Here is a 21,509-nt window from a genome sequence, read left to right as displayed (position 1 = left end):
GGTCGGCGGGTGGTCGACCCCGTCCCCGGCCGATCAGCCGACCCTGACCGGGTGAACAGCCCCGGAGAAGGGACAGCGGACGGGTCTCAGGCCGCGACGAGCGCGTGACAGGCGGTGGCCACGAAGAGGCCGGGCCGGGCCCCCGTCGGGGAGGCCCGGCCCGGCTCTGGTGGCACGTGCGGCGCGGCTAGTGGCGTTGCGCGTAGGCGCGGGCGGCGATGGAGACCCCGATGGCGGCCAGACCGACCTGGATGAAGATCTCGATCCAGTCGATGCCCTTGGTGTGGGCCACCCCCAGCGCGCGGGCCACGATGGTGCCCAGCAGGGCGGCGGCGACGCCGATGGCGATGGTCAGCCACAGCGGGATGGACTGCCGTCCGGGGACGACGAGCCTGCCGAGGGCGCCGATGATCAGGCCGATGATCAGGGCGCTGATGATGCCGGTCACGGCCACCAGGGGCCTCCTTGTGCTTGAGGGTGACAGGTGTTGCTCAGATCAGGATTCCGTGTTCGCGGCGGGGGCACCTCGTCCACTCGTCCATGTCCTGGCCGGCGTCCGCGCCGCCGAGGGGGCCCGGCGCGGGCCCGACGACCGCGCCGCCCACGCCCCTCTCCAGGCCGGATTACTCGCCGTGACCACGGGCGGAGGGGTGGGCCGCCGACGTGGACCGCCGCGAGCGGGAGCGGCGTGGCGAACCGGGCGGATACCAGGAGCGCCGTCGCCGCGCAGTCGGCCGAACGGCCGGAGTTGGCGGCACCCGCCGGCGGCGTTGGTCCTAGCGGAGCCAGCCCTTGCGCTTGATGTACCACAGCGGGATGAGCGCGGCGACGAAGGTGAGCGTGGTGGTGACCAGGAACCCGTGTTCCCAGGCCAACTCCGGCATCTTCGTGAAGTTCATGCCGTAGAAGGTGGCGATCAGCGTGGGCGGCAGGAAGACCGCGGTGATGATGGTGAAGACCTTCACGATCTGGTTCTGCTTCACGTCCAGCGAGGTCATGATCGACTGCTGCAGGTAGCGGACCTTGTCGTGCTCGTAGCTGGCGTGCTCCTTCACGCCGTCGACGTCGGCGATGAGGATGTCGACCAGACCGGCCAGGCGGGGGTGCTCGGGGGTGATCTCGGCGCGCAGGTGGCGGGCGGCGCGGGCCAGCAGCAACTGCGTCTCCTGCGAGCGGGACACGATCTCCTCGGCCTCGTTCATCCGCTCGATGGTGTCCTGCATGTCGGTGACGCCGATCTCCCTGCCCTGCGCGTCGTAGCCGTTGGTGGCCATGGTGATCTCGTCGGTCATGCTCTCCAACGTGTCGCTGGCCGAGTCGATGACGCGTTCGGAGACCTCGTTGAGCGCGTACAGCAACGCGTACATGATCCCGTGCGGGGTCTCGGTGAGCTCCGGTGTGCGCCGGATGCGGGCGATGGCCTTGTCGAACGCGGCGAAGGGTGTGCGGGGTTGCAGGGTGACCAGCACGTCCTCGCCCAGGGCGAAGACGACGGCCTCGCGCACGAGGACGTCGCCCCGGCGGACGTTGACGACCACCGGCAGGTAGACGAAGTCGTCGGTCTCCCAGACCCGGCCCGCCGCGGCCGCGAAGTCCACACCGGTGGACCGACTGGCCTGGGTCAGCGCGGCGGGGTCGTCGGCGGCGACCTGGATCCAACGGCGGCGCAGGGTGGTGGAGGCCATCGTGGCCTCCAGAGCGGCCTGGGACGTCATGGGGCAACTCCTTCCGAGCGGTTCTCGGGCAGCTTTCGAACAGCGCGGGGCGCGCCTGGTTCCCCCGCGCGGGGCGGAAAACCAGGCGGTGTCAGGGAAAAAAGGGGGATCCGGCGGATCAGGGGTTGAACGGCGAGCCGGACGAGCTCTTGTTCTCCTTGGCCGGCGGCGAGGCCGGCGCCGGCGCCGCGTAGTGCACGGCGAGCAACGCCGCGCAGATGAACAGGTACAGACCGATGGTGAACAGCAGCGCCTGGCGTTCCAGGTTCGGTCGCCTGGCCTTGCGCGTCGACGCGTTCGTGGTCGACAGGGTCATGACACCACCTCCGTTTTCCGGCCGGCGGGGTGGTGAACCCCACACAGCTCGACTATCCACAGTGGACAGGGTTCAGCGGGAGAAAGAGACCTGGCTGGTCATGGCACGCAGCACGGTGCCGCTCGCGGGCAGGTGCGTGCCCGTGAGCCTGATCGCGCGCGGGACGCGAATCGCCGTCACCGCGCGGAATTCGTCGTTCGACGGGGCGGTCGGATCGGCCGTGCGCCAGGCGCAGACCAGTTTTCCCCGTCGCGTGCGGTCGGGAACCCACCGCGCGCTCAGCCGACACCGCGGCATTGTGCGGCCAGGCGTTCCGAACAACATGTCGTCGCTCCTTCGATCAAGGAGCGCGCACAACCAGACCAACCGATCCCGCGCAGAAGCACCCGAGCCCGGACCGACGACGGCCCAGGTCGTTTCCTGGTCAGGGAAACTCAGTGTCGTGCGACCTCGACGGGCGAGGTGAGGGTGCTATCACCGCAGGCACCGGTACTGTCGCCTGGCATGTGCCGCTCACCTCGCTTTCCGTCTCCGGGTTCGCGCAAACCCCGGTGATGATATCGGTCGGCCACGCCGGCGGTAACCCTACCGAGCGAACTCGGCCAGTGGGGCGTCTCACCCGAAACCCCGGCGGCACGGGATGACGGAGGCCGCACCGGAACTGTTGCGTTACCTCGACTGCGAATCCGGACCAGATCCGCGCCGACGGCGGCGCACATCGTCACGGGTGCGCGAGCTTGTTGCGCCGAGTTGTTGTGCGGCAACGAAAAGGCCGTGGTCAGCTCGATCGGTGGACCTGACCGGGTTCGACGAGGCCGTGGTGGTAGCCGGTGATGACGAGCTGAACCCGGTCGCGGGCGCGGAGTTTGCGGAACAGGTGGGCGATGTGGGTCTTCACCGTCGCCGAACTCAGGTGCAGCTCCGCCGCGATCTCCGCGTTGGTGCGGCCGAGGGTCACCAGGGTCAGCACCTCCTGCTCGCGGGCGGTGAGCCCGGTGATGCGCGGCGGCGGCTCCTGGGGCGGGCCCGAGGGGGTCCGGCAGAACTCGGCGATCAGGCGGCGGGTCACCGAGGGCGCGAGGAGGCTCTCGCCCTCCGCGACGACGTGGATGGCGCGGAGCAGGTCGTTCGGGGTGACGTCCTTGAGCAGGAACCCGCTGGCGCCCGCCCGCAACGCCGCGAAGACGTACGAGTCGTGGTCGAACATCGTGAGCATGATGATCCGCGTCCCCGCGGTGGCCGGATCGCCGAGGATGACGGAGGCCGCCTCCACACCGTCCATCCTGGGCATCCGGATGTCCATGAGCACCACGTCCGGGCGGTGGGTGCGGGCGAGGTCGACGGCGGTGAGCCCGTCCTCCGCCTCGCCGACGGCGGTGAGCCCGGGATCGCTGTCCACGAGCATGCGGAAGCTGCCGCGCAACAGGGCTTGGTCGTCCGCGATGAGCACGCGGATGGGATCGCTCATGGCCGCGACGCGCTCCGCCGGTCGGTTTCTGGTTCCTGGCGGCCGTTCGGGGCGTAGGGCAGGGTCGCGGTGACGGCGAACCCGCCGCCGGGCCCGGCGCCCGCGTGGAACTCGCCGCCGTAGAGCGCGACTCGCTCGCGCATCCCGACCAGGCCGTGCCCCTCCCCCGCCGTCCCGGGGCCGGGGCCGTCGTCGACGACCTCGATCCGCAGGCTCGTGGCCGAGGCGACCAGGCTGACCCGGCAACGCGCCGGCGCGGCGTGCTTGACCACGTTGGTGAGCGCCTCCTGCACGATGCGGTACGCGGAGAAACCCGCGCTCTCCGGCACGAGGTCGAGTTTCTCGGCGCGCAGGTCGACGTCGACCTCCGCGGCGGCGACCCGGTCGAGCAGCTCGGGCAGACCGGACAGGCCGGTCGACGGCCGCAGCGCGGGCGCGCCGTCGCCCTCGACGCCTCCGGTGCGCAGGACGCTGAGCATGTGCCGCATCTCCGACAGGGCCGACCGGCTCGACGTCTCGATGGCGTGCAACGCCTCCCGGGCCGTGGGCGGCAGGTCGGGCAGGACGTGGTTGGCGACCCCGGCCTTGACCACGATGACGCCGAGGTGGTGGGCGACGATGTCGTGGAGTTCCCTGGCGATCCGCAGGCGCTCGTCGGTGACGGTCCGGGCGGCGAACTGGCGCATCACCTGTTCCGCGTGTTCGCGTCGCTCGCGCACGGCCCAGCCCGCCGACCACGCGATGACCACCAGCGCCACGCCCATCAGGAACAGCACCGGGCTCCAGGGCTGGTAGGGCGTGCCCGCGACCAGCCCGCCCAGGAACACCGTGGCGCCGGCGATTCCGACGACGGGGTTGGGCGCGAGTCGCCGCGGCGACGTCGTGACGGCGACGGTGTAGGCGGCGAACGCGGTGGCCAGCAACGGTTCCCGGACCACGCCGAGGATCGCGCACAGCAACGACAGCGCCGTGACCACACCGAGCACGGGGACGGGCCAGAGCCTGCGCACCGCGAGCGGCAGGCTCATGCCGGCCAGCAACAGCACCACCGGTCCCCACGCCTGCTCGGTCCGCGACGCGATGACGAGGTAGGTGGCCAGGAGTCCGAGCGCGACGGCGGAGTCGGCCACCAGCAGCCCACGAATTCCCGTGCGCCGCACGGGAACGTCACGTCCTGCCAGGTCAGCCCCCACCGGCCCACCCTACGGCAGCCCGCGGGCGGCGGACCTCAGCCCGCGGAATGACAGCCCACGGGCGGAGATCGACCCCCGGTCCGGCGTCCGCCTCGGCCGGCGGGGTGAGAACAGGTCCAGATCACGGGCGGACGCGCCGGGGCCGCGCGCCCAGCACGATCGACGGCATGATCGAGATCGCCGGACTGACCAAGCGCTACGGTGCCGTCACGGCCGTGGACGACCTGACCTTCGCGGTCGGACCCGGCCTGGTGACGGGTTTCCTCGGCCCGAACGGCGCCGGCAAGTCGACGACGATGCGGATGCTCCTCGGGCTCGGCCGGCCCACCTCCGGCCGCGCCCTCGTGCACGGCCGGCCCTACCCCGAGCTGCCGGACCCGCTGCGCTGGGTCGGCGCGCTGGTCGACGCCCGGTCCGTCCACAAGGGACGGACGGTGGCCAGCCACCTGCTGTGGTTGGCCAGGACCAACGGGATCGGGCGCCGCCGGGTCGCGGAGGTGCTGGAGCTGGTCGGGTTGGCCGGGGTGGGCCGGCGCCGGGCGGGTGCGCTGTCGCTGGGCACATGGCGCAACGACTCGGCCTGGCCGCCGCGCTGCTGGGCGATCCGCCCGTGCTGGTGCTGGACGAGCCGTTCAACGGCCTGGACCCCGAGGGCGTGCGGTGGATGCGCACGATGACCCGCACGTGGGCGCGGGAGGGGCGCGCCGTCCTGGTCTCCAGCCACCTCATGGCGGAGATGGCCGTGACCGCCGACCACCTCGTCCTCATCGCCCGCGGCCGGCTGGTGGAGGACATGGCCACCGACGAGTTCGTGGCCCGGCACTGCGCCCCGACCGTGGTGGCCCGCACCCCCGCGCCCGCCCAGCTCGTCGCGCTCCTCACCGCGCGGGGCCTGACCGCGCGGCAGGAACCCGGAACGCCGGTCGTGCTGGTGTCCAACGCCGACACCAGCACGGTGGGGCGTCTGGCCGCGACCCACCACATCGGACTCGACGAGTTGAGCACGCGGACCGCCCCGTTGGAGGAGGCCTTCCTCCGGTTGACCGCGGAGGGCACCCAGTTCCGGGGCCGCACGGAGGGGTTGTCGTGAACGTGAACGTCAGGGATTTCGTCGGGGAGCGCGCGATGCCGGGGGTCTCCGGGGGAAGCGGCCTGGGCGCGCAGATCCGGGCGGAGTGGACGAAGATGGCGTCCCTGCGCGCGGTTCCGCTCCTGCTGGCCCTCACCTGCGTGCTGCCCGTCGTGCTGGGGGCGGTCAGCGGCTGGTCGGTGCGCAACGCCTTCGACAAGAAGCTCAACATCGTCCGGGCGGACTTCAGCCCGGTGAACTCCGGGCACTACCCGCTGCTCTACGCGCAGGTTCTCGTGATCGCGTTCGCCGTGCTGGTCGTCGGGTCCGAGTACGGCTCCGGGACGATCCGGGCCTCGCTCGCCGCCGTGCCCCGGCGTGGCGTGTTCTACCTCGGAAAGGTCGTGGCGGGCGCGGTTCCGGCCGCGGTGGTCGCCGTGATCGCCGCGGTCGGCGGTTTCCTCGCCACGCAGTGGGGCCTGGGCGACTACGCCGTCGCCGCCGACGACCCGGACATCCTGCCCACGACGGCGGGCGCCGCCGTCTACCTGGTGCTGATGTACGCCGTGTCGGTCGGCGTGGCCACCGTCCTGCGCGGCACCGCGCTCGCGTCCGCCGTGCTGATCGTCCTGGTCATGGTCCTGTCCCCGCTGCTCAACAGGTTCCCGACGCTGCGTCCCGTCGCCCGGTACCTCCCCGACCACGCGGGCACCCAGCTCATGACCGTCGGGGAGAGCGCCGACCCGGGCCTTTCTCCCCTGGCTGGCCTGGTCGTCCTCGTGGCGTGGGCGGCGGTCGCCCTGCTCGGCGGGTACCTGGCCCTGCGGGCGCGGGAGGTGTAGCGGGGCGCGGCTTCTGGCCCAGTGCCCACCCTGTCCACTGTGTCCACTGCGGATGGTCGGGTCGCCGGGGACTCCTGGCGACCCGACGCTCGGGAAACCCACGGGTGGCGTGCTGTTTCCGCAACTCATGTCGCCGCGAGATCTCCCGGCATGTTCGGATCGAACACCTGAATGCGCGTCCTCCTCCGTTCCCCGCACCCGCGGCCCAACTCGGTCCCTAGCCTGGCGCTGATGGTTCGAACTGGTGGGGACGAGCGCGGCCCCTGACGGAGGAGTCCGCCCATGGCGACGAACGACGTGGTGGTGGTTGGCGCCGGCGTGGTGGGGGCCTCGGTGGCCCACCACCTCACGCGGCTGGGACAGGACCGGGTGACGGTGGTGGACGCCCGCGCGCGCGACGTGCTGCCCGGATCGACCGGGCTGGCCCCGGGCTTCGTCGGTCAGCTCAACGCGGCCCCGGAGCTGGCCGCGCTGGCGGTGGACAGCGTGGCCACCTACCGCGCGCTCCCCCACGCCGCGGCGGAGCCGGTCTTCTGGCGGGTCGGCTGCCTGGAGGTCGCCACCACCCCGGCCCGGCTGGACCGGGCCCACCAGGACGTCGAGCACGGCCGCGGCCTGGGCATCGCCGCGCGGGTGCTCGACGGGGCGGACGCCGTCGCGCTGGCCCCGGCGCTGGTCGACGCCGAACGGGCGCTGGGCGCCCTGTACATCCCGGCCGACGGCGCGGTCGACCCGGTCGCGCTGACCCACGTCCTGGTGGACGCCGCCGAGCGGGCCGGCGCCGTGTTCCGCTGGAACACCCCCGTGGTCGCGCTGGAAACCTCGCGGGGCCGGGTGGTCGGCGTCCGCACGGGCAGGGACGGCGCGCTGCTGCGCGCGGACCAGGTCGTGCTGGCGACGGGCGTCTGGGGCCCGGTCCTGGCGGCCAGCGCCGGAGTGCGCCTGCCCGTGGTCGCTGTCCAGCACCCCTACGTGTTCACCGCGGACCTGCCCGACCTCGACGACACCCCCATCGACGCGCCGGTCGTGCGCTATCCCGACCACGCGGTCTACACCCGGCGGCACGGTCGCCGCTACGGGCTGGGCACCTACTCGCACGCCCCGATCCCGTGGACGCCGTCCCCGGCGCTCACGTCGGCCGAGAGCCCCTTTCCCGAGGCGCGGTTCGGCGCCGCCGTCGCCGAGGCGACCCGGTTGGTGCCGGCGTTCCGCGACGCCCCCCTGGGCCGCCGGTACAACGGCGCGTTCGCCCTCACCCCCGACGAGCTGCCCCTGGTGGGTCCGGCGGCCGGTGTCCCGGGGCTGTGGTTCGCGGCGGCCTCCTGGATCACCCACGCCGGCGGCGTGGGCCGCCAGCTCGCGAACCTGGTCCTGGGGACCGGCGACGTCCTGGTCGACCCCGACCGCCTCGCGCCGGACCGGTTCGACTCCTGGTCGGACGAGAAGATCCGCGAGGTGTCGCTCGGCCACTACCAGGGCATCGACGACGCGCACTGACGAGCCCGGGGCGCGGCGTGAGGGCGCGAGGGGCGCGACGGTCGCGTGAGGACTGTCGCACTGGGACTTCCCGCAACGGGACTGCCCGCAGTAGGACTGTCCGCAGTGGATGGTTCACAGTGGATGGTTCATAGTGGACGGTCAGAGCCGGAGCGCGTCGAGGTCGACCGACTCGGCCATGGCCCGGGCTCCGGCGTCGTTGAGGTGCATGCCGTCCCCGCAGTCGAACTCGGGGCGGATGTGGTCCGGCCGCGCCGGGTCCGCCACGGCGCGCGCGACGTCGAAGACCGCGTCGAAGGCGTCGCCGGTGCGGATCCACTCGTTGACCTCGCGCCGCCTGGCGAGCCCCTCGGGGGTGTTGTGGCCGGGGTAGATCGCACCGGCGAACGGGCCGATCGTCGCGGCGTGGATCGCCATGCCGGCCTCGCGCGCCCGGCGGGCCAGCTCGGTGAACCCGGCCACCAGCTCGTCGGCCGTGGCGGGCGGCAGGCCGAACATGCCGGGCAGGGCCAGGTCGTTGATGCCGAAGTGCACCAGCACGTGGGTGGCGCCCGGCACGGACAGCACGTCCCGGTCGAAACGCGCCAGGGCGCGTTCCCCGATCTCGTCGGTCAGCAGCCGGTTTCCGGCGATGCCCTGGTTGACGACCCAGCCACGCCCCAGCCGCTCGTTGAGCACGTCGACGGACCGCCGGTTGGCGCCGACGGTGGTGCCCACGCCCCCGAACCAGGAGTCGCCGAACGCGACGGCCACGGCGGTGCCCTCGGGCGCGAGCACGTCCACCCCGGTCACGAGGAACCGGGCCTCGACCCGCTCCGCCCCGGGGAGATCCGCCGCCCCGGCCCGGTTCCCGCGCGCGACGTAGGTCGGTTCGCCGGACTGGTGCGACCAGGTCGCCAGGCCGGTCTCCTCCGGCAGGTGAAGGCTGAGGACGAGGTCGGCGCCCGCCGCGACGGGCAGGGCGACCGGGTCGCTGACCACCTCCTCGCCGGCCGGGACGACCACGTCGCTGGCGCCGTCGAAACGCAGCGCGGTGTCGGTCTCGGGGATGATCCCGCCGGCGACGCCGCGCTCGGCGACCCGGGCCTCACCGATGACCAGGGCGGACCGGCCGTGGCGGTTGGAGAGCCGCACCCGCAGTTCGTCGCCGCCGCCCGCCATGCGCAGCACCTGGCGCACTGTCTGGTCGCGGAAGCCGCGCGGCTCGACGAACTGGATCGCCTCGTACGGGCTGACCACCGCGCTGCGGAATCCCGCCACCCACTGCCTGGCCATGATCCCCCTCGTTCCGGGTTACTCCGATCGGTCTCCCGCATCCGCCCAACCGAGGGAGTGCGGATCTTCTTCCCGGGCTCGTGCGGTTGGTGGTGTGGTCGTGGTCTCCTGGCGGCGCGGCCGGGTGTCCGTCCCTCTCCCGGGCTGACGAGTCGTGCGAAGTCGCGGGTCGGGGCATTCTCGTAGTGGCCCCTTCGCCGTGGCGCCGAGCAGGCCTTCGCGACGCCCGGCGTGGCCCCGATGGGTCGCCCGAGCCGGTGAACCCGGCTGCTGATGCGCGTCGTGGCGGCGGTGGAGCGCCTCAACGTCGCCTGCGCGAAGCTGGGCAACCGGACCGTGTACGACACCGCGTGCTTCCCCTGGGCGCGGGACCTGGAGCGGGAGTGGCCGGCCATCCGCGCCGAGCTGGACGCCGTCCTCGCCGACCGCGCCCGGCTCCCCACGTTCCAGGACATCGTCACCGACGTCCGCACCATCACCCAGGACGACCGCCTGGAAGGTGTTCCTCCTGGGCGGTTACGGCGTCGTCTCGGCCCGCAACACCGCCCGCATCGTCGTCGACGACGCCTACGAACACGAGGCGTGGAACCACTCCCGCCACACGCGGGTGGTGTTGTTCGTCGACTTCGTCAAACCGCCGCGCTTCCCCGCCAACCTCGTCAACCGCTGCCTGCTGGGCCTCGCCGTGTTCACCCCCTTCGTCCGCGAAGGCGTCGACAACCTCCGGGAGTGGGAAAAGCGCTTCTACCCGCGCCCCTGACGCCTGCCCCGGCGAACAACGAGCAGATGACGTATCGATCACATGCGAGTTGACCAACCTCGTCTCACCGGCGGCGCGTTCGGGCGCGACGTTGATTCGTTGTCCCGTGACTTGACTGTCCGGGGGTCTGTTCGGCCGCGCTCGACCGGCGGTTCCACCGCGGAAGGGGAAATGGTCGGATAACCGCGCGCCTTGTCCGATTCTGTGACGAAGGAGCGCGCTGATGCGCAGACGCACCTGGTTATCCGCGTTCGCGTTGACGGCCCTGGCTGTGGTGGCCGCGGCACCACAGGGCGCGGCAGTCGGTGACGAGCGGGAAAGACAGTTCTCCTATGCGGGTCTGACCACCGATCCCCGATGGGTCAACGACACCGAGGGGCTCAACCGCGAGTTGCTGAAGGACGGCGTGCGGCCGGCGACGATGGGGCTGGAGTCCCCGCGGGGCGCGGACTCCCCGCCCACGGTCAGCGATCCCACTCGGGAACAGGAACTGGCCCAGCGGCACGGCGCCACCTACGCGGCGCCGAGCGAGCAGCACACCGCCCCGGCCCCGGCCAACCGCTACGACTACATCACTCCGCAGGAGTGCCGGAACAACTGGCGGGTGTCCTCCCGCGACCAGGGGTGGATCAAGAACCACTTCGCCTACTGCCAGCTCTTCGTCCTCTACAACAAGACCGAACGGTGTTTCGTCATCTGTTTCACGACCGGCGCGTTCACCGCGAAGGTGACCGTCGTCGGGTACGGGAAGAGGGAGGTGATGCCCGGCAGCGCGGCCCACCGGTTCACCGACTACGCGCTGGACATGACCGAGGTGCGGGCCAGCGGCCGCTTCCGCGAAGCCACCACGATGCTGGACGTGCAGGCGCACTGCCAGGGGTGGCCCAACGCCAACGCCTGCCAGATGGCCGGGCCGAACGGCAAGTACACCAACCTGCCGACGTGGATCGCGCAGCCGACGACGTCGTTCCGGGCGTACTCCCCGGCCCAGCCCGCCGACCAGGCGCACGGTGAGCAGAAGGCGACCGGCGTCATGCGCATCACCTACAGGTTCACCGTCCCCGGGACGGTGTCGATCCCGGACCGGGTCGTCGGCTCGGAGATGGGCATGCGCTTCGACTCCGCGTGGTACCTGCCCGCCAGGCAGGGGTCGATCTTCGACCGGGTCACGCCGTACATCACGTTCCGGCTGTCCGACGAGCCGGTGAAGATGAGCGCCCGCCACCTGTCGGACGCGATCAACCACCCGGAGGCCACCGAGCCGAAGGTCCCGGGCAAGCTGCTGCCCGGCGGCTCGGCGGAGAACCCGCTGCGGCGGCTGTACCACGACTCGGCGCGCCGGACGGCCAACCGGGCGGAGGCGACGTCCTTCTGCCACCGGCGGTGGCCCGGCTACCCCGAACTCGGCCAGGACTGCGACGAGTTCCCCTTCGCCTCCACCTACGAGGGGGCGGCGCGGTACAAGTACGACGGCGACCGGTGGCGCGACCACTTCTCGGCGCGTCCGATCAACGCGCCCGACAACCAGGAGGCGGGCAGCCGTCTCGGCGCCTGGTACGGCAACGACCGCATCCTCGACGGCGACCGGTTCTTCGTGCGCGTCGTGAACTAGCGGCGCGGTCTCGCGCGGCCGAAGGCGGGTGACCGGCCGGTCACCCGCCTTCGGCGTGTCCGCGCGGTCAGTCGGCGGGTCGCACCGGCCAGAACTGGAGGAGGTGCCGCTCGGTCCCGTTCGGCACCACGCCACCCTGCCAGTGCTGGGTGGCCGCGTCGTCCCGACCCTGGCTGCTGACCCGGAGCCGGTAGACCCAGCGGGGCCGCCCCAGCGCGAACGTGCGGGGTGATCCGCCGCCGGTCAGCGCCCACAGTTGGACCACGCCGCTGCTGAGGCCGACCTCGACCTCGTCGTCCTGTTCCCACTCCCCGCCCCGCGCCGGTGGCGGCCCGTCCCACAGCTCCATGCGGACGTCGGCCCAGTGGAACGACGCCGAGCTGCGGAAGTCGACCCGGTTGGGGCGGACGAGGACGAGGTCAGCGTCGGGCAGGACGCCCTGCGGCCACGGCTCGGGGCAGCCGGCGACATCCACGTCCATGAGGCCGAAAACCGAGCTCTCGACCTCGACCACGTCGTCCAGGGAGTCGCGTAAGGATGACATGAGCGCTTCGTCGGCCTTCCCTGATCACAGGTGTTCCTGGTCTCGGGCGCGGGTCCGATCCGACGAGAGGCGGACCGGAACTCGTGCCACACCAGGTGATTCCGGTCAGGTCAGCCATCGTGCCAGGGAACGGTTGCCGCGACCAGCTCCGGCGTGGCGCCGACGGGTCCGGTCAGGATGTCTCGCGCAGGTAGGTGAGCACGGCCAGCACCCTGCGGTGGATGTCGGGCGCGACGGCGAGGTCGAGCTTGTCGAACACGTTGCCGATGTGCTTGGCCACGGCCGCCTCGCTGACCGAGAGGTTCGCGGCGATCGCCGCGTTGCTCTGGCCCTGCGCCATCAGGTCCAGCACCTGCCGCTCGCGGGCGGTGAGCCGCGCCAGGGTGGGCCGTTCCCGGTTGCGGGCGAGCAGCTGCCGCACCACCTGCGGATCGATGACGGTGCCGCCGAGGGCGACCTGCCGCACCGCGGCCGCCAGCACCTCGATGTCGCCGACCCGGTCCTTGAGCAGGTAGCCGACGCTGGCGGAGTCCGAGCTGAGCAGCTCCGCCGCGTAGGTCTGCTCGACGTACTGGCTGAGCACCAGCACCGGCAGGTCGGCGTGTTCCGCGCGCAGCTCCAGCGCCGCGCGCAGGCCCTCGTCGCTGTTGCCCGGCGGCATCCGGACGTCGGTGATCACCAGGTCCGGCGTCAGCTCCCGCGCGGCGGCGAGCAGCTCCACGGCCGTGCCGACCTGACCGACCACCTCGTGGCCGTGGAACTCCAGGATCCGCACCAGCCCCTCGCGCAGCAGCACGGAGTCCTCGGCCACCACGATCCGCAGCCGGGTCACGGCGCGGGCTCGCACGGGATGGTCGCCCGCAGCCGCGTGGGCCCACCCTCCGGGCTGGCCAGCGCGAGGGTACCGCCGACGGCCGCCGCCCGGTCCGCGAGGCCGGTCAACCCACCGCCCCTCGACGGGTCGGCTCCGCCCCTGCCGTCGTCGCGGACCTCCACCCGCAGCACACCGCCCTCGTACCGGGCGCGGACCTCGGCTCGCCGCGCACCGCTGTGCTTCACCACGTTCGTCAACGCCTCGCTCACCCCGTAGTACGCCGCGCTCTCCACCGAGTCCGGCAGCCTGCCGCCGACGGTGGCGTCCACCCGCACCGGCACGGCGCACCGGTCGGCCAACTCGCCCAGCGCCGCGTCCAGGCCCCGGTCGGCCAGGATTCTGGGGTGGATGCCGTGGATCAGGTCGCGGAGCTCGGCCAACGCGGCGCTGACCTCCGTGTGCGCCTTGCCGACCAGCCCGGTCACCGGGTGCTGCGGACCGAGTTGTGCCCTGGCGAGGCCCAGCAGCATCGCGACCGAGGTCAGCCGCTGCTGCGCGCCGTCGTGGAGGTCGCGTTCGATCCGTCGGCGTTCGGCCTCGTGGCGATCCACCATGCGCGCTCGTGAGCGCCGCACCTCCACCAGCTCGGTGGTGTCGGTGGCGCGGTGGGTGGACAGCAACGCCCTGGCGAGCCGCGCCCTGCCGAGCCCGACGAGGGTGACGACGGGGACCGCGGCCACCAGCGCGACCAGCCCGACGGGGACGGTCATCCACAGCAACCCGTTGTCGGCCAACACCTTTCCGGCGGGCACGGCGTCGGCCGGCAGCACCGCCACCAGCAGGGGCGCGAGCAGCGCCACGACCGGCAGCACCGCCGTCGCCACCACGAGCAGGTCGACCGGCCACAGCACGGTCGCCAGCAGCAGCGCGTGGGCGAACTCCCGCCAGGTCGCCGGCTCCCGCAGCCGCGCCCGCGCGCGGCGGAGCGCGTCGGAGGCCGGGGCCCGGTCGCCCGCCACCACCGGCGCCGGGTCCACCCAGCGCAGCCGAGCCCGTTCCACCCGGGCCACCGGGGCGCCGAGCAGGCACAGCAGCACGAGTGGCACCACGCCGACCAGCACCGGCAGCAGCAGCACCCCCGCGCCGCCCAGGACGGCGATGACGACCAGGCACAGCACCCCGACCGGGACGCCGGAGGCGAGGTAGGCGAGGCAGCGCCACGGGCGGGCCGAGGCCAGCGATCTCAGGGGGCGCCATGTCTGTTCCGCGTGCAAGTCCCAACTCCCTCCCGTGGCCACGGTAGAGGCCGTCGGCGCGGCGGGGCACGGGAGCTGGCTCCCGGTCGGGGGTGGAGCAGCTCTACCCCGCGAGTCGAACGAGGGCCAGTGCGCTGATCGCGTGCTGACGGTTTTCTCGTTCCATGGCAAAGGAAACAGCCGTACCGCACGAGGCGGTCGCGGTGGTGGGGCTCACCAAGGTCCACGGGCAGCGTCCCCACCAGGTGGTCGCGCTCGACGCGGTCGACCTGGTGTTCCCGCGCGGCTCGTTCACGGTGATCACGGGTCCGTCGGGGTCGGGCAAGACGACGTTGCTGCAGTGCGCGGCGGGGCTCGACCGCCCCACGCGGGGGCGGGTCCTGCTGGGCGGCGTCGAGATCAGCGGCTCCGCACCTGGCCGGCCGCCCGGCCCGCATGCCCTGCTTCCTGGCCCTTCCCCCCGCCGAACCCTTCGCCCTGGAGCGGTGACGCCAGGGTCTCCTGGTGCGGGTCTGGCGCGCCTCGCCGGGCTGCTCCTGTGCGGTGGCGGGCGTGGCGCCCGCCACCGCTCCCGCGGTCACCAGGTGACGGGCAGCTCGTAGACGCCGTAGACCGAGCCGTCGTGCTTGAACGGGATCTGGTCCAGCGTCGTGGCCAGCCGCAGCGTGGGGATGCGCCGGTAGAGCGTGCCGTAGACGACCTGCAGCTCCATCCGGGCCAGTTGTTGGCCGAGGCACTGGTGCACGCCGAACCCGAACGCCAGGTGCCGGCGGGTGTCGCGCCGGAGGTCCAGCCGGTCGGGGTCCGGGAAGACGTCGGGGTCCCGGTCGGCGATGTCGTTGGCGAGAACGACGCCCTCGCCGGCGCGGATGACCTGGCCGGCGATCTCGATGTCGGCCAGCGCCACGCGGCGCCGTCCGTTGTGCGTGATGTCCAGGTACCGCAACAGTTCCTCGACGGCCGAGGCGACCAGGCCCGGGTCGTCGGACTGCTGCAGCAGGGCGAGCTGGTCGGGGTGTTCGAGCAGGGCGAGCGTGCCCAGGGCGATCATGTTCGCGGTGGTCTCGTGCCCGGCGACCAGCATGAGCACCCCGATCTGGGCCGCCTCCTCCCTGGTCAGCTCGCCGTCGCTGACCCGTACGGCGAGCCCGGACAGCAGGTCGTCGCCGGGGTGGTCGAGCTTGTCGCCCACCAGCCGCTCCAGGTAGCCGAACAGCCGGTCGCTGGCCTCCCTCCGCTCCTCCAGCGTGGTCTCCCGGTTGATGAGGACCGCGCTGTGGACCTGGAAGAAGTCGTGGTCGGCGTAGGGCACGCCGAGGAGTTCGCAGATCACCAGGGAGGGCACCGGGAGCGCGAACGCCTGCACGAGGTCCACCGGCCGCGGCCCGGCCAGCAGCTCGTCGACGAGGTCGTCCACGATCTTCTGGACGGCCGGGCGCAGGGCCGCCACCCGGCGGAGCGTGAACGGCGCGGTCACCATCCGCCGGAGCCGGGCGTGCTCGGGGTCGTCCATGAAGATGAAGCCGATACGCGCCTGTTGGACGGGCACGGAGCTGGGAAAGCCTGGCCGGGTGATGTCGGAGCTGATCCTCGGGTCGGCCAACAGCGCCCGCTGGTCGGCGTGGCGGGTCACCAGCCAGGGGGTGCTGCCGTCGAACAGCCGGACCCGCGCCAGCCGGGTCCGCTCCCCCAGTGCGCGCAGGGCGGGCGGCGGGTCGAAGGGGCATCCCGCGGCCCTGGCGGCGGGAATCGCCAGCGGCTGCTCCTGGTCCGTTGCCGACTCGGTCGTGTTGGTCATGGTTTTCCCTCCACGAGTGCCGAATTCGCGACGAGCTCCCGTCGGCGCAGACGGGCTTGCTTGGGCATGTTCCAGCCGAGCACCCCGACGACCGCGCCGTCCCGGTGGTAGGTGGCGACGAAGCGGCGGTCGGCCGTCGAACCCTCCACAATGGACACTTCGGCGTCCGCGCGCGGGATCCCGTGCACGTGGACCTTGGCGTCGAACTGGTCGGTCCAGAAGTACGGGACGGGCGTGTAGGGCCGGTCCTCGCCGAGGATGTTGCCGGCGACAACGCCCGCCTGTTCGACGGCGTTGGTCCGGTTCTCCAGTCGCAGCACGGTGTCCAGCGTCTCGTGGTGCCAGCGGGCGACGTCGCCGACGCCGTAGACCCCCTCCGCCGCGCGGCAGCGGGAGTCGCAGACCAGTCCGTTGTCGAGGGTGAGCCCGCTGTCCGCGAGCCACTCCGTCACCGGTGCCGCGCCCAGCGCCACGACGACGAGGTCGGCCGGCAGCGTCTCGCCGTCCGCCAGGCACACCCCGGTGACGTCGCCGTCCCGCTCGGTCAGCCCGGTGACGGCCGCGCCGAGCCGCAGGTCCACTCCGTTCTCGGCGTGCAGTTCGCCCAGCAGACCCGCTGCCAGCGGGCCGAGCTGCGCGGCCAACGGCGCCGGTTGCGGCCCGGCCAGCGTGACCGCCACACCCATCCCGCGCGCGGTCGCGGCGATCTCCGCGCCGAGCACACCGTCCCCGACCACCACGAGCCGCGAGCAAGACAGCAGCGCCGAGCGAAGCGCCAGCGCGTCGTCGAGCGTGCGGAGCACGTGCACACCGCGAAGACCAGCCTGCCCGGGCAGAACCCGAGGCCGCAGCCCGGTGGCCACCACCACGACGTCCGCGGTCAGGACCCGCCCGGACGCGGTGTGGACGGCGCGTTCCGCGACGTCCAGGCGCGTCGCCGGGTCGTCGAGGAGGAACTCGGCGTCCAGTGTGGACAGCGCGGCCGGCTGGCGGAGTTGGACGCGCTCCGGCGACCACAGGCCCGCAAGGACCTGTTTGGACAGCGGCGGCCGGTCGTAGGGCAGGTGCGGTTCGGCGCCCAACACGGTCAGCCGGTTCTGGTATCCCTTGCGGCGCAACGCTTCCGCGGTGGACAGACCGGAGGCCGACGCGCCGACCACCAGAACGTGGCCCGGCGCGCTCACGCGGTCCCGCCCAGCGAGATCGCCGCACCCGGGCACGCGGCCGCGGCCTCCCCCACGAGCGCGTGGAGTTCCTCGGGTGGCTGCCCGTCGAGCAGGACCACGACCCCGTCGTCGTCCCGCTGGTCGAACACGTCCGGGGCGAGCAGCACGCAGGCGCCTGCGCCGCAGCACCGGTCCTGGTCCACCGCGACCTTCATGGTTGTCGCTCCTCTAGTCGTGCGGGGTGGAGACAGGCGCCAGCCACATTCCGACGAGCGCGTCGACCAGTCCGGTCGCGGCGTCGTGCCAGCTGGCCCTGGGCGTGGGGGCGCCCTCGGCGAGGGCGCGTTCCCGCTCGGCGACCATGTGCACCAGCAGTTGCCGAGCCATCGCGGCCCGCTCGGCGCGCACCTCGGCCGGCAGGTCGGGAAGGCAGCGCTGCAGCCCGTCCACGATCCGCATCAGCGACGGGGACGACAACGCCTCCTCGACCATGATCGGGCGCAGCGCGGGGTCGGTCAGCAGCTGCGCGCCGAACCGGGCGAACCAGGTCGGGCTGCCCAGCGCGGCCAGGTGCTCGGCGAGGGGCCGCACCAGGCAGGCCACCCAGTCCCGCAGCTCCGCGCCGTCGCCGATCTCGGCGACCATCCGCTGCCGGATCTCCTCGATCCGCCCGGAGTGCCGGCGGATGATCGCCCGCACCAGGTCGGCCTTGGTGCCGAAGTGGTAGCCGACGGCTGTGTTGTTGCCCTGTCCGGCGGCCTCGCTGACCTGCCGGTTGGACACCGCGAACACGCCGTGCTCGGCGAACATCCGCTCCGCCGCGGTCAGGATCAGCTCCCGGGTGAGCTCCGCCCGCTCCGCCCGTGCGGTCCGGTTCGCGGTCCCGTCCACCGTTCTCACCATCGCACCTGTGCACCGGCGGGAACCGGGTGGCGCGACTGGTGGTCCGCGTCGCCCTGGATCACCGGAACCTCCCTCGCCGTGCGGGTTCCATGATCACTCTGCCCGGGCGCTCCCCAACAAGTCAATCGCGTGACTTAAGTCTTCCCCCGACCCGACGACGCCGGGGAAGCCGACCGGCTCCGCGCTCAGGGCAGGAGGAGGTGGGCGAGTTCGTCGAGGAGCGCGGCCACGCGCCGCGCCTTGTCGGGATCGCCCACCACCGCACCGAGCACGCCGTCGACGCCGTGGTCGCCGCGCTGCGAGACCGCCACGATGGTGCCGTCGCTGGCGCGAACCCGGGTGCGCCGCCGATCGGCCGGATCGGTGGCGGTGGTGACCAGCTGGCGGTCCCTGAGCCGGGCGACGCAGGTGGAGACGTGGCTCTGCGCGAAACCGGTGCGGTCGCCGATCTCGCTGACCGAGCTCTCCGGGTGTGAGATCACGTCCTGCAGGACGGCCGCCTCGCCGGTGGTCAGGGACAGTTCGCCGGAGTCGCAGGATGCCTGGTGGGACAGTTCGACCAGTCGCCTGCCCAGTCGGTGCAGTTGTCCGACGTCCACGCGCCCACGCTACAGCGCGGACGGACCATCACAGGGAACACCGCAGCCGGAAACCGCAGCCGAGATGACTCCGGCGACGCGGATACGGGTGCTCGTGGGAGCAACCGCCCGCCCTGCGGGGTGACCACGTGTCCCGATCACCCCGGGAGCCGGTCGCGGCGCGACCACCGTTCCCCCACCCGGACCGGGACGGCAGACCGACCTCGGACCGAACCGCACACCACCGCGAGGGACAGCAACTGTCCACACTAGACAGTCCTCTGCCCACTCACGCCCCGGCGGCACGGGCAGCTGGACAGGAACGCAACCAGCTCGCATTACTGTCGTCGGCTCAGGACAGCGACGGGCGGCCATCTGAGTGGGGGCGTTGTGGGCGTGCGGGAAAGCGGGCGGGGCGCGGCCGAGGACCGGACGGCGGAGGCGATCCGGGCCGGGGACGAAGCGGTGTTCACCGAACTGGCCGAGACCCACCGGCACGAGCTGCGGGTGCACTGCTACCGGATGCTCGGGTCGTTCACCGACGCGGAGGACCTGGTGCAGGAGACACTCCTGCGCGCCTGGCGCAGGCGGGCGGACTTCCAGGGCAGGGCGACCTTCCGCGCCTGGCTCTACAAGATCGCCACCAACGCCTGCCTGGACACCCTGGCCAGCCCGGCCCGCGCGCGCGAGCTCGCGGTGCCGGTGGACACCTCCGGCGGCGCGGCCCACTCCTCGCTGGCCGAGGTCACCTGGCTCCAGCCCTATCCGGACGTCCTGCTGGACAGGGCGGCGCCGGCCGGCGACGAACCGGACGCGGCGGCGATCACCCGGGAGACCGTCGAACTCGCCTACCTGGCGGCGATCCAGCACCTCCCGCCCCGGCAACGGGCGGTCCTCATCCTGCGGGACGTCGCCGGCTGGCCCGCCCAGGAGACGGCCGAGGCGTTGGAGCTGAGCGTCGCCTCCGTCAAGAGCGCCCTCCAGCGCGCCCGCGCGACCCTCCGGGAGCACCTGCCGCAACGGCGCGCGGACTGGGCGGCGGCGACCACCCCCACCGACGACGAGCGCGCCCTCCTGCGGCGCTACCTCGACGCCTCGCGCCAGGCGGACCTGACGGCGCTGGCCGCGCTGCTGCGCGAGGACGCCCGCCAGACCATGCCGCCCGCCCACCTGGTCTTCGAGGGCCGCGCGGCGATCCTGGACATGTGGCGCCCGGTCCTGCTGGGCGAGCAGGCGTGGGGCGACTGGCACGCCGTCCCGCTCGCGGTCAACCGGCAGCCCGCCGTGGCCAACTACCTGCGCCGCCCGGGCGAGCCGGACCACACGGCGATCAACATCGACGTCCTGCGCGTCGAGGACGGCCTGATCGCCGAGATCACCACCTTCGACCCGGGAGTGCTGCCCGCGGCCGGCCTGAGCCGGACCCTGACGCCGTCGGACATCGAGGCGTGACGCAGGAGGCGTGACGCAGGGCACAGTCGCCCGACCGATTCCTCCTCGCGGACCAGCCCGTCACACGAGCGACACCAACGACGTCGCTCCTCCCGGTGCGGCGCGGCAGAAGGGAAACAGCCATGACGGAGACCACTGACAGCGTGCCGAACGTCGAGCCGGACGAGCGGATCAGGGCGCTCGACCGCCTCGTCGGCACGTGGCGCGTGACCGGTGGAGCGGAGGGCACGGTCAGCTACCGGTGGCTGGCGGGCGGCTTCTTCCTGGTCCAGGACATCGACCTCCAGCAGTACGGGCAGGCCGTCGTCGGCGTCGAGATGATCGGGCGCGAGAAGCCCTTCGGCGCGGAGAAGCCGGGCGAGCACATCAGGTCCCGCTACTACGACAGCCAGGGCAACACCTTCGACTACGTCTACGAGCTCGACGGCGACACCCTCGTCATCTGGGCCGGCGAGCCGGGTTCCCCCGCCTACTACAAGGGAACGTTCAGCGCGGACGGCAACACCCTCACGGGCGCGTGGGTCTACCCGGGCGGGGGCGGCTACGACTCGGTCATGACCCGGCTCAGCTGACCCGGTTTCCCCGCAGCAGTCTGATCGTCACCACCGGAGCTGGGCCCGCCACCACGGACAGTCGCCAGCGGTGTGCGGGCCCAGCTCAGTGAGCAGGCCAGTTTTCGTTGCCCCACAAGGTTCTCTGCCGCCGGTCGGTGGCGTGATCGCTGTCGAGGACAGTAGTTTCATTCACCCCTGAAATGACAGGAAGAGCAGGAAGCACGAACGCGCGGGGCGGCCGGTCAACGAGCCCGGTGAACCACCTCACCAGAACCCCGGAGAAGACGGTTGTCCGACCTCGACTTCTACGCCAACACCATCGTCACTCGCCAGACGCGACTACGGCCTCGTGGAGATCGGGTTCGAACGAGACGCGGGCGTGTGGCTGTGCCGCTCTGTCGCCCTCCAGGTGCACAGGCTGACCACCGGGAACACGCCCACGCCTCCCCCGCTCCAAGCGACCTACAGCGCGTTCGGCCGACGACTGCGGTTCGAGCCGTTGCGCCACGCGCTCGCGACGCACGGCCGCGCCCTCCAGCTCGCCGAGCGGCACTCGGACACCGACGTGCACCGACTGCCGGAGGGCGGGGTGAGCGTGCACGTCTTCTCCCAGGACATCTGGGAGCACCAGGCCGGCGATGTCTGCAAGGTCGGTTTTTGGCGCCAGGGAACGGAAGCGTGATCCGCACGTGCCGGA

At 72.4% G+C, this 21,509-nt stretch carries 23 protein-coding genes and 1 pseudogene; 9 read left to right on the top strand and 15 right to left on the bottom strand.

The window, feature by feature from the left end; genetic code table 11:
* Nucleotides 1-187: 187 nt before the first annotated feature.
* The 6 genes from BUE43_RS14285 to BUE43_RS14265 all read right to left on the bottom strand — a co-directional run bounded on the left by BUE43_RS14285 (nt 188) and on the right by BUE43_RS14265 (nt 4,692).
* A complete protein-coding gene (locus BUE43_RS14285) occupies nt 188-454 on the bottom strand; it encodes a GlsB/YeaQ/YmgE family stress response membrane protein (protein ID WP_073483227.1) in 267 nt (88 codons plus the stop codon).
* A gap of 322 nt (nt 455-776) precedes the next feature.
* Nucleotides 777-1,715 (bottom strand): CorA family divalent cation transporter, encoded by a 939-nt coding sequence (locus BUE43_RS14280; protein WP_073483225.1) that lies wholly within the window; start codon nt 1,713-1,715, stop codon nt 777-779.
* A 118-nt stretch (nt 1,716-1,833) separates the two neighbouring features.
* Entirely contained in the window at nt 1,834-2,031 is a 198-nt protein-coding gene (locus BUE43_RS14275; protein WP_073483224.1) for a hypothetical protein, read from the bottom strand.
* A gap of 72 nt (nt 2,032-2,103) precedes the next feature.
* Nucleotides 2,104-2,355 (bottom strand): hypothetical protein, encoded by a 252-nt coding sequence (locus BUE43_RS33470; protein WP_143174162.1) that lies wholly within the window; start codon nt 2,353-2,355, stop codon nt 2,104-2,106.
* A gap of 454 nt (nt 2,356-2,809) precedes the next feature.
* Complete coding sequence (locus BUE43_RS14270) at nt 2,810-3,499, bottom strand: response regulator (RefSeq protein ID WP_073483222.1); 690 nt, start codon at nt 3,497-3,499, stop codon at nt 2,810-2,812.
* A complete protein-coding gene (locus BUE43_RS14265; RefSeq protein WP_143174161.1) occupies nt 3,496-4,692 on the bottom strand; it encodes a sensor histidine kinase in 1,197 nt (398 codons plus the stop codon). Before BUE43_RS14265 ends, BUE43_RS14270 begins: the two co-directional genes overlap by 4 nt.
* Before the next feature lie 167 nt (nt 4,693-4,859).
* Here BUE43_RS14265 and BUE43_RS14260 point away from each other — a divergent pair.
* From BUE43_RS14260 to BUE43_RS14250, 3 genes and pseudogenes are all read left to right on the top strand, one after another.
* A pseudogene (locus BUE43_RS14260) lies at nt 4,860-5,782 on the top strand (ABC transporter ATP-binding protein).
* A complete protein-coding gene (locus tag BUE43_RS14255) occupies nt 5,779-6,603 on the top strand; it encodes an ABC transporter permease subunit (RefSeq protein WP_083959682.1) in 825 nt (274 codons plus the stop codon). Before BUE43_RS14260 ends, BUE43_RS14255 begins: the two are co-directional and overlap by 4 nt.
* 282 nt (nt 6,604-6,885) lie before the next feature.
* The gene (locus tag BUE43_RS14250) at nt 6,886-8,100 is read left to right on the top strand and encodes an NAD(P)/FAD-dependent oxidoreductase (protein WP_073483220.1); all 1,215 of its coding nucleotides are present in this window, start codon (nt 6,886-6,888) and stop codon (nt 8,098-8,100) included.
* 141 nt (nt 8,101-8,241) lie between these two features.
* On the opposite strand, the gene BUE43_RS14245 is transcribed toward BUE43_RS14250, so the two are convergent.
* Nucleotides 8,242-9,375 carry a GDSL-type esterase/lipase family protein gene (locus tag BUE43_RS14245; RefSeq protein ID WP_073483218.1) on the bottom strand — a complete coding sequence of 378 codons (1,134 nt, stop codon included), beginning with the start codon at nt 9,373-9,375 and terminating at the stop codon, nt 8,242-8,244.
* A gap of 499 nt (nt 9,376-9,874) precedes the next feature.
* On the opposite strand from BUE43_RS14245, the gene BUE43_RS14240 reads away from it, so the two are divergent.
* Both BUE43_RS14240 and BUE43_RS14235 read left to right on the top strand, forming a co-directional pair.
* Nucleotides 9,875-10,135, top strand: a complete 261-nt coding sequence (locus BUE43_RS14240) for an aspartyl/asparaginyl beta-hydroxylase domain-containing protein (protein ID WP_073483217.1) — start codon at nt 9,875-9,877, stop codon at nt 10,133-10,135.
* 223 nt (nt 10,136-10,358) lie between these two features.
* Nucleotides 10,359-11,747 carry a NucA/NucB deoxyribonuclease domain-containing protein gene (locus BUE43_RS14235; protein ID WP_073483215.1) on the top strand — a complete coding sequence of 463 codons (1,389 nt, stop codon included), beginning with the start codon at nt 10,359-10,361 and terminating at the stop codon, nt 11,745-11,747.
* Nucleotides 11,748-11,814: 67 nt separating this feature from the next.
* Here BUE43_RS14235 and BUE43_RS14230 read toward each other — a convergent pair whose 3' ends face one another.
* The 3 genes from BUE43_RS14230 to BUE43_RS33460 all read right to left on the bottom strand — a co-directional run bounded on the left by BUE43_RS14230 (nt 11,815) and on the right by BUE43_RS33460 (nt 14,379).
* The gene (locus BUE43_RS14230) at nt 11,815-12,291 is read right to left on the bottom strand and encodes a hypothetical protein (RefSeq protein WP_073483214.1); all 477 of its coding nucleotides are present in this window, start codon (nt 12,289-12,291) and stop codon (nt 11,815-11,817) included.
* A 172-nt stretch (nt 12,292-12,463) separates the two neighbouring features.
* The gene (locus tag BUE43_RS33465; RefSeq protein WP_073483852.1) at nt 12,464-13,114 is read right to left on the bottom strand and encodes a response regulator transcription factor; all 651 of its coding nucleotides are present in this window, start codon (nt 13,112-13,114) and stop codon (nt 12,464-12,466) included.
* A 5-nt stretch (nt 13,115-13,119) separates the two neighbouring features.
* Nucleotides 13,120-14,379, bottom strand: a complete 1,260-nt coding sequence (locus tag BUE43_RS33460) for a sensor histidine kinase (RefSeq protein ID WP_143174160.1) — start codon at nt 14,377-14,379, stop codon at nt 13,120-13,122.
* Nucleotides 14,380-14,525: 146 nt separating this feature from the next.
* On the opposite strand from BUE43_RS33460, the gene BUE43_RS14215 reads away from it, so the two are divergent.
* Entirely contained in the window at nt 14,526-14,963 is a 438-nt protein-coding gene (locus BUE43_RS14215) for an ATP-binding cassette domain-containing protein (RefSeq protein ID WP_083959681.1), read from the top strand.
* Here BUE43_RS14215 and BUE43_RS14210 read toward each other — a convergent pair.
* The 5 genes from BUE43_RS14210 to BUE43_RS14190 form a co-directional block, all read right to left on the bottom strand.
* Nucleotides 14,939-16,159, bottom strand: a complete 1,221-nt coding sequence (locus tag BUE43_RS14210; protein WP_073483211.1) for a cytochrome P450 — start codon at nt 16,157-16,159, stop codon at nt 14,939-14,941. The genes BUE43_RS14215 and BUE43_RS14210 overlap by 25 nt on opposite strands.
* Nucleotides 16,156-17,343, bottom strand: a complete 1,188-nt coding sequence (locus tag BUE43_RS14205; protein ID WP_073483209.1) for an NAD(P)/FAD-dependent oxidoreductase — start codon at nt 17,341-17,343, stop codon at nt 16,156-16,158. The genes BUE43_RS14210 and BUE43_RS14205 overlap by 4 nt, the downstream gene beginning before the upstream one ends.
* Nucleotides 17,340-17,540 carry a ferredoxin gene (locus BUE43_RS14200; RefSeq protein ID WP_073483207.1) on the bottom strand — a complete coding sequence of 67 codons (201 nt, stop codon included), beginning with the start codon at nt 17,538-17,540 and terminating at the stop codon, nt 17,340-17,342. Before BUE43_RS14200 ends, BUE43_RS14205 begins: the two co-directional genes overlap by 4 nt.
* Nucleotides 17,541-17,553: 13 nt before the next feature.
* A complete protein-coding gene (locus BUE43_RS14195) occupies nt 17,554-18,216 on the bottom strand; it encodes a TetR/AcrR family transcriptional regulator (RefSeq protein WP_407697120.1) in 663 nt (220 codons plus the stop codon).
* 197 nt (nt 18,217-18,413) lie between these two features.
* Entirely contained in the window at nt 18,414-18,827 is a 414-nt protein-coding gene (locus tag BUE43_RS14190) for a MarR family winged helix-turn-helix transcriptional regulator (protein ID WP_073483204.1), read from the bottom strand.
* Nucleotides 18,828-19,196: 369 nt separating this feature from the next.
* On the opposite strand from BUE43_RS14190, the gene BUE43_RS14185 reads away from it, so the two are divergent.
* The 3 genes from BUE43_RS14185 to BUE43_RS14175 all read left to right on the top strand — a co-directional run bounded on the left by BUE43_RS14185 (nt 19,197) and on the right by BUE43_RS14175 (nt 21,494).
* Nucleotides 19,197-20,258 (top strand): RNA polymerase subunit sigma-70, encoded by a 1,062-nt coding sequence (locus tag BUE43_RS14185; RefSeq protein ID WP_234995722.1) that lies wholly within the window; start codon nt 19,197-19,199, stop codon nt 20,256-20,258.
* Nucleotides 20,259-20,380: 122 nt separating this feature from the next.
* On the top strand, nt 20,381-20,830 hold the full coding sequence (locus BUE43_RS14180; RefSeq protein WP_073483202.1) for a hypothetical protein: 450 nt from the start codon (nt 20,381-20,383) through the stop codon (nt 20,828-20,830).
* A gap of 331 nt (nt 20,831-21,161) precedes the next feature.
* A complete protein-coding gene (locus tag BUE43_RS14175; protein ID WP_073483201.1) occupies nt 21,162-21,494 on the top strand; it encodes a hypothetical protein in 333 nt (110 codons plus the stop codon).
* Nucleotides 21,495-21,509 lie beyond the last annotated feature (15 nt).

The organism is Streptoalloteichus hindustanus (assembly GCF_900129375.1).
Lineage (GTDB): Bacteria > Actinomycetota > Actinomycetes > Mycobacteriales > Pseudonocardiaceae > Streptoalloteichus > Streptoalloteichus hindustanus.
The sequence above is the reverse complement of the archived record's forward strand: the minus strand, read 5'-3'. Positions and strand labels throughout refer to the sequence as shown.

Excerpts from the sequence above, each read along its gene's own strand:
- BUE43_RS14280 (WP_073483225.1), bottom strand. The coding sequence starts at position 1,715 with ATGACGTCCCAGGCCGCTCTGGAGGCCACGATGGCCTCCACCACCCTG.
- BUE43_RS14275 (WP_073483224.1), bottom strand. The coding sequence starts at position 2,031 with ATGACCCTGTCGACCACGAACGCGTCGACGCGCAAGGCCAGGCGACCG.
- BUE43_RS33470 (WP_143174162.1), bottom strand. The coding sequence starts at position 2,355 with ATGTTGTTCGGAACGCCTGGCCGCACAATGCCGCGGTGTCGGCTGAGC.
- BUE43_RS14270 (WP_073483222.1), bottom strand. The coding sequence starts at position 3,499 with ATGAGCGATCCCATCCGCGTGCTCATCGCGGACGACCAAGCCCTGTTG.
- BUE43_RS14250 (WP_073483220.1), top strand. The coding sequence starts at position 6,886 with ATGGCGACGAACGACGTGGTGGTGGTTGGCGCCGGCGTGGTGGGGGCC.
- BUE43_RS14245 (WP_073483218.1), bottom strand. The coding sequence starts at position 9,375 with ATGGCCAGGCAGTGGGTGGCGGGATTCCGCAGCGCGGTGGTCAGCCCG.
- BUE43_RS14235 (WP_073483215.1), top strand. The coding sequence starts at position 10,359 with ATGCGCAGACGCACCTGGTTATCCGCGTTCGCGTTGACGGCCCTGGCT.
- BUE43_RS14230 (WP_073483214.1), bottom strand. The coding sequence starts at position 12,291 with ATGTCATCCTTACGCGACTCCCTGGACGACGTGGTCGAGGTCGAGAGC.
- BUE43_RS14215 (WP_083959681.1), top strand. The coding sequence starts at position 14,526 with ATGGCAAAGGAAACAGCCGTACCGCACGAGGCGGTCGCGGTGGTGGGG.
- BUE43_RS14210 (WP_073483211.1), bottom strand. The coding sequence starts at position 16,159 with ATGACCAACACGACCGAGTCGGCAACGGACCAGGAGCAGCCGCTGGCG.
- BUE43_RS14200 (WP_073483207.1), bottom strand. The coding sequence starts at position 17,540 with ATGAAGGTCGCGGTGGACCAGGACCGGTGCTGCGGCGCAGGCGCCTGC.
- BUE43_RS14180 (WP_073483202.1), top strand. The coding sequence starts at position 20,381 with ATGACGGAGACCACTGACAGCGTGCCGAACGTCGAGCCGGACGAGCGG.